A 5,340-nucleotide genomic window follows, 5' to 3' on the forward strand; every position below is an offset into this window, starting at 1 on the left:
TCGGGCAGGAGGAGGCCAAGCGGGCCGTGGCCATTGCCGCCCACAACCACCTCAAGCGCGTCCAGGCCCGGCGCCAGCGCAGAGGCTCGCTGATCAAGAAGTCCAACATCTTGCTGATGGGGCCGACCGGGAGCGGGAAGACGCACATTGCCCGCAACCTGGCGGAGATCCTCTCCGTCCCGTTCACCACCGTGGATGCCACCGAGTACACGGAGGCCGGGTACTACGGGAAAGACGTGGAGGTGATGATCTCGGACCTGCTCTTCAAGGCCAACCACTCCGTGGAGGACACCCAGCGGGGGATCATCTTCATTGACGAGGTGGACAAGATCGCCCGGCGCACCCAGGGGGCGCGCAACGGCGCGGGCAGCCGGGACATCGGCGGAGAGGGCGTTCAGCAGGCCCTGCTCAAGCTGCTGGAGGGGCGTGAGGTGTTCGTCCCCATGAACGTCACCCAGGCCTGGAACAAGAGTGACTTCGTGCAGATCGACACGCGCGACATCCTCTTCATCTGCGCGGGCACGTTCTCGGATCTGCATGACTTCGGCGACAGCGCGCGGCCGCTCGGCTTCGGGGCCGAGGAGGCGGTGCGGAAGGTGCGGCGGCGCATCAGCGTCAAGCAGCTGGTGGACTTCGGGATGCTCGCCGAGTTCCTGGGCCGGCTGCCCGTCGTCGTCCAGCTCCACATCCTGGGCGAGGAGGAACTGCTGCGGGTGCTCACTGAACCGCCCGACTCCGTCCTGCGAGAGTTCCGGGAGCTGCTCGCCTACGACGAGATCGAGCTGGACTTCACCGAGCAGGCCCTGCGCGCCGTGGTGCGCTTCTCCGTGGACAAGGGGCTGGGCGCTCGAGGCTTGCGCTCCATCCTGGAGTATGTGATGGCGGACGTGATGTTCGAGGCACCGGAGTGCCGCCGCCGGCGGATCTCCCTGGACGCGGACTTCGTGCGCGTCCGGTTGCAGGGGCTGGACGCGACGCAGCTCGGTGCCTGAGAGCACGGGAGCGGGACATGATCAAGGTGGCCATCATCATCGGAAGCACGCGCCCGGGCCGCAAGGGCGAGGCCGTGGCTCACTGGGTCCACGAGGTCGCGAAGAAGCGCAGCGACGCCGAGTTCGAGCTCGTGGACATCCGGGACTTCAACCTGCCGCTGCTCGACGAGCCAATTCCTCCCGTAAGGGGGCAGTACAGCCAGCCCCACACCCAGGCCTGGTCCGCGAGGATCGATCCCTTCGACGCCTTCATCTTCGTGACGCCCGAGTACAACCACGGGACCTCTGGCGCGCTCAAGAACGCGATCGACTTCCTGTACCGCGAGTGGAACAACAAGGCGGCCGGGTTCGTCAGCTACGGTGGCACCCTCGGACTGCGCGCAGTGGAGCAGCTGCGGCTGATCATGGCTGAGCTGCAGGTCGCCGACGTGCGCGCCCAGGTTGGGCTCTCGCTCCGCACCGACTTCGAGAACTTCACCGTCTTCAAGCCGGCGGCCCACCACGAGGCCTCGGTCAACACGATGATCGACCAGCTCATCGCGTGGGGCGGGGCGCTGAAGGCGCTGCGGACGAAGTGAGCGGCGCTCAGCGCTCGGAGGCTCGCGCCGCGGCGCCCAGCCGGGCGGCGAACTCCGGATCCTGGATGAGCTGAAGGACCAGGTTGCTGCGCAGCAGCGCCTGGGTGTCGCCCTGCTCGAGCGCCCGGCGCAGGTTGCCTTCCTTGAGCGCGCGCTGGAAGCGCGGATCCTGCCGCAGCGCCTTGTAGGCCGGATCGTTCTGGAGCTTCGCGGCCTTCTCCGGATCCGTGCTGGCCTGCGCCACCCGGACAAAGTCCTTGAGGGGCGCGAACTGCGTCATCTCGAAGAGGTTGTTCTGCCGCGCGAAGGCAAAGGCCCTCGAGTCCTTGGGCGACATGCCCAGCTTCTGCCCCGCTACCACCACGTGCTGCTCCACGAACGTCAGCGCGCTCACCACCACGTAGCAGAGGAGGGCCACCTTCGCCCCGCCGAGCGCGAAGCCGATCATCCGGTCCGGCCCGCGGTTGTTCGGATCCCGGCCCCTCATCAGCCGCTGGAGCAGGGCGCTCAGGGCGTAGCGCACCACCACCAGCACGAAGATGAAGACCAGCACCGTGGCCACCAGCACGCCGAAGAGCTGCGAGTCGCCGAGCGAGTCCGCCAGCCTCGGGCCCAGCACCGTGCCCAGCCTCCGGGACGCGAAGTAGGCCACCACCATCCCCACCATGTGGGCGATCTGCTTCGCCGCCCCGCTGATGGCGCCGACCATGGCGAAGAACACCACCAGGCACAGGATGATGACGTCGATGACCACCGCGGGTTCCCCCTCCTACCGTCGGCTGCGCCTTACTTGATCTTGAAGGCCTCGCCCTTGGCCTTGGACTCTTCGTTCAGCTTCTTTTGCGCCTCGGCGAGCTTCTCTTTGTAGAGGGCGTTGGACGACTCGTAGGTGAGCGCCATCTTCAGGTTGCGCTCGGCGCTGGACCAGCGGCCCGCCTCCAGATCGGTGTTGCCGAGCTGGAAGAACTGGCGGCCCTTGGGGTCTTTGCCGATCTGCTCCGCGTGCTCCTTCTTCACCGCCGCCTTCGTCTCGGCCTCGGAGGCCTCGGTGAAGCGCAGCTTCTGCGCTCGCTGCGGGCCCGTCACGTCCGCCAGGTACTTGCGGCGCTTCGTGTCGTCACGCAGCACGTAGTAGGCCTCGGTGACGCGCTTGTAGAGCTCGTTCACATGGTCCTTCAGCGTCTTGTTCTCGAGCTGGTAGAAGCGGTCCGGGTGGAAGGCGCGGCTCTCGCGGTAGAAGGCCTTCTTGATGTCCGCCGGAGTGGCCTCCCGGGAGAGCTGCAGCACCTCGAAGTAGTCCACCTGATCGAGCTGCGCGCAGCGTGAGACGAGCTCGGCCATCTGCCGCTCATCGAGCGTGCTCTTGTCCGTGGCGGCGGGAGGCGGAGGCGGGGGGCTGGCTGCGGGAGGACGAGCCCCGGCCTGTGGCCCGCGGGCCCCTGCGGGAGGGGCGCTCGGGAGGGTGGGGGCCACGGGAGGCGACGGGGGCACTGCACCCACGGTGGGCGGCCGCGGCATGCCCGGAGGGACGCCGGGAGCCACCCCAGGAGGCGGACGGGGTGCCCCCGCGGGCTGGACGGTGGGGATGCCCGAGCGAGAGGGAGGCCGTAGGCCCGCGGCAGGAGGCTGCGCAGGCTGGACGGTCGGAATTCCCGAGCGCGAAGGAGGCCGCGGGCCCATGACGGGGGGACCGCCCGGAATGACCGAAGGGCCTCGAGGCGCGGACCCCGATGTGGCCACCGCAGGGAGCGAGCTCGTGGGCCGCTCACCCGGCCGGTGGGGAGGGGGCATGGCCGCCGGGGGTGGAGGCGGAGGCTGGCCCGCGGCAATGACTGGCGGCGGACGCGGCGCTCCTGCGGCCACAGGGACGGGACGAGCGGCTGGGGGCTGCCCAGCGACAGGCGGGCGTGGCGGCACGCCAGCGGTTGCGGGCGGAGGCGGGGGAGGACTCGAGGCAGAAAGGGCCGCGGGCGGCGGCGGGGGAGGAACCGGCGAGCCAGCCGCCACAGACAGAGGCGAGGCCGGAATCGGCACCGGAGTGGCGGTGCCCCGGGTGACGGAGATCGGCACGATGCCCGGGAGGGTGGGGCGATAGGCGGGAGCGGCGGGGGAGTTGGGCGTGGGCTCGCTCAGCGAGACCCCAGGGCCCGCCTGCGGGGTGACCGAGATGGGGGTGATGCCCTGAATCGTGGGGCGGTGGGCCACCGCGGGCGCAGGTCTGGGCGCGGCGACGCCAGGCGAGCCGGGCCTGGGCGCGGCGACCCCTGGAGAGCCAGGGACGGGAGTCGTGCCCGACGGGTACGCCTCAAAAGGGATCGAAGGCAGGCCCGGAACGGTGGGGCGCTCGCCGGGCGGGACGGCTCCCTGCACCGTGGCGATGCCGGGAACGGTGGGACGCTCTCCGACGGGGACGGGAGCGGGAGGAGGACCTCTCACGGGAGCGGGTGTGGCGGCCGGGGGCCGGCGCCCCTGGGCCAGCAGCACGCCCGGGACAGGAGGGCTGGGAGTGCGTGGCGCGGCCACCCCGGGCGGCGGGGGACCGGGAACGGGCGGCGAAGAGGGAGTGCCCCCCGAGGACACAGTGCGCGGCGGAGCGCCTACGGCGGGGATCGGCTGAGCGACGGGGACAAGCGGGCGCGCGATGGGCACGGGCGTGGCGGGGCCAGGCATGCGCGGCGGGGCGTTCGGGACGGGGGGCGCGGAAGGCCGGGGCGCTGCCGTGCCGGGCGGGCGCACGGGGGCGGTGCCGGGCGGGCGCACGGGGGCGGTGCCGGGGGGGCCGGGGGGCTTGCCGCTCTGGTCGGGGGGTTGGGACATCGGCAGTGCCTGTGAGGCCTCTCAGGCCACGGAGGGAAGGTCGGTGCTGTGGCCCGCAAGCTGGATCTGCCGGGTGGCGTCCATGGACCGCTGGATGTCTGCCTCGGACATGCCTGAGGACAGGGTGAGCGTGGTCGTCGTCTTCTGGCCCGTCTCCGTGTCACACGCGGACACGTTCACCAGGCCGTTGGTGTCGATCTCGAACGTCACCTCGATCTTCACCTCGCCCCGGTAGCCGATGCGGAACCCGGAGAACTCGAACTCGCCCAGCATCTCGCACTCGTCCGCCTTGTTGGACTCGCCCTGGTACACGCGGATCTTCACCTTCTCCTGCCCGTCTCGGCTGGTGGTGAACGTCTTCGAGCGATCGATGGGCACCGGCGTGTTCTTGTCGATGATCTTCTCCGTGTAGCCGCCCACGGTTCCAATGCGCAGCGTCAGCGGGGTGACGTCCACCAGGAACGTCTCCGCCCCGGCGTCCAGCAGCGCGTGCGCCTGGAGGCAGGCCCCCATCGCCACCACCTGATCCGGGTTGATGCCCTCCATGGGCTCGCGCTGGAAGTAGTGCTTCACCGAGTTGCGGATGATGGGCAGCCGCGTGGGGCCGCCGACCAGGATCACCGCGTCGATGTCCGAGGCCGTCAGCCGGGCGCTCTGCAGCGCCTCGTCGCACACCTTGAAGGTGCGCTGCACCAGATCCATCACCATCCGGTTGAACTGGTCCTGGTTGAGCTGATGGCGCAGGTCCATCACGTTGCCGTTGGCGTCCTGGCAGATGCCCGCGCAGAGGATGTCCGCGGTGCCCTTCTGGCCCACGTCGATCTTCGCCTTCTCGGCGGCGTCCTTGAGCATCTGCAGGCAGTACTTGTTCTGCCGCAGGTCCAGCCCTGACTTCTGCTGAAAGTCATCCGCCAGCCAGGTCATGATCCGGTCGTCGAAGTCGTCGCCGCCCA

The 5,340-nt window shown here is 69.9% G+C and carries 5 protein-coding genes; 2 read left to right on the forward strand and 3 right to left on the reverse strand.

The features are described 5' to 3' along the window. Both VD972_RS13660 and VD972_RS13665 read left to right on the forward strand, forming a co-directional pair. A partial coding sequence (locus tag VD972_RS13660; RefSeq protein ID WP_324986485.1) for an AAA family ATPase occupies positions 1-992 on the forward strand: 992 nt, incomplete at its 5' end. Positions 993-1,009: 17 nt separating this feature from the next. Then, positions 1,010-1,570 (forward strand): NAD(P)H-dependent oxidoreductase, encoded by a 561-nt coding sequence (locus VD972_RS13665; protein WP_324986488.1) that lies wholly within the window; start codon positions 1,010-1,012, stop codon positions 1,568-1,570. A 7-nt stretch (positions 1,571-1,577) separates the two neighbouring features. On the opposite strand, the gene VD972_RS13670 is transcribed toward VD972_RS13665, so the two are convergent. From VD972_RS13670 to VD972_RS13680, 3 genes are all read right to left on the reverse strand, one after another. After that, positions 1,578-2,324, reverse strand: a complete 747-nt coding sequence (locus tag VD972_RS13670; protein WP_324986493.1) for a CvpA family protein — start codon at positions 2,322-2,324, stop codon at positions 1,578-1,580. 32 nt (positions 2,325-2,356) lie between these two features. Continuing rightward, positions 2,357-2,911: a J domain-containing protein gene (locus VD972_RS13675; protein WP_324986496.1), complete on the reverse strand. Its 555-nt coding sequence runs from the start codon at positions 2,909-2,911 to the stop codon at positions 2,357-2,359. Positions 2,912-4,408: 1,497 nt separating this feature from the next. Continuing rightward, on the reverse strand, positions 4,409-5,340 hold a 932-nt coding region (locus VD972_RS13680; protein WP_324986498.1), incomplete at its 5' end, for an Hsp70 family protein.

Origin of the sequence: Hyalangium sp. (genome assembly GCF_035629615.1) — a bacterium.
Lineage (GTDB): Bacteria > Myxococcota > Myxococcia > Myxococcales > Myxococcaceae > Hyalangium.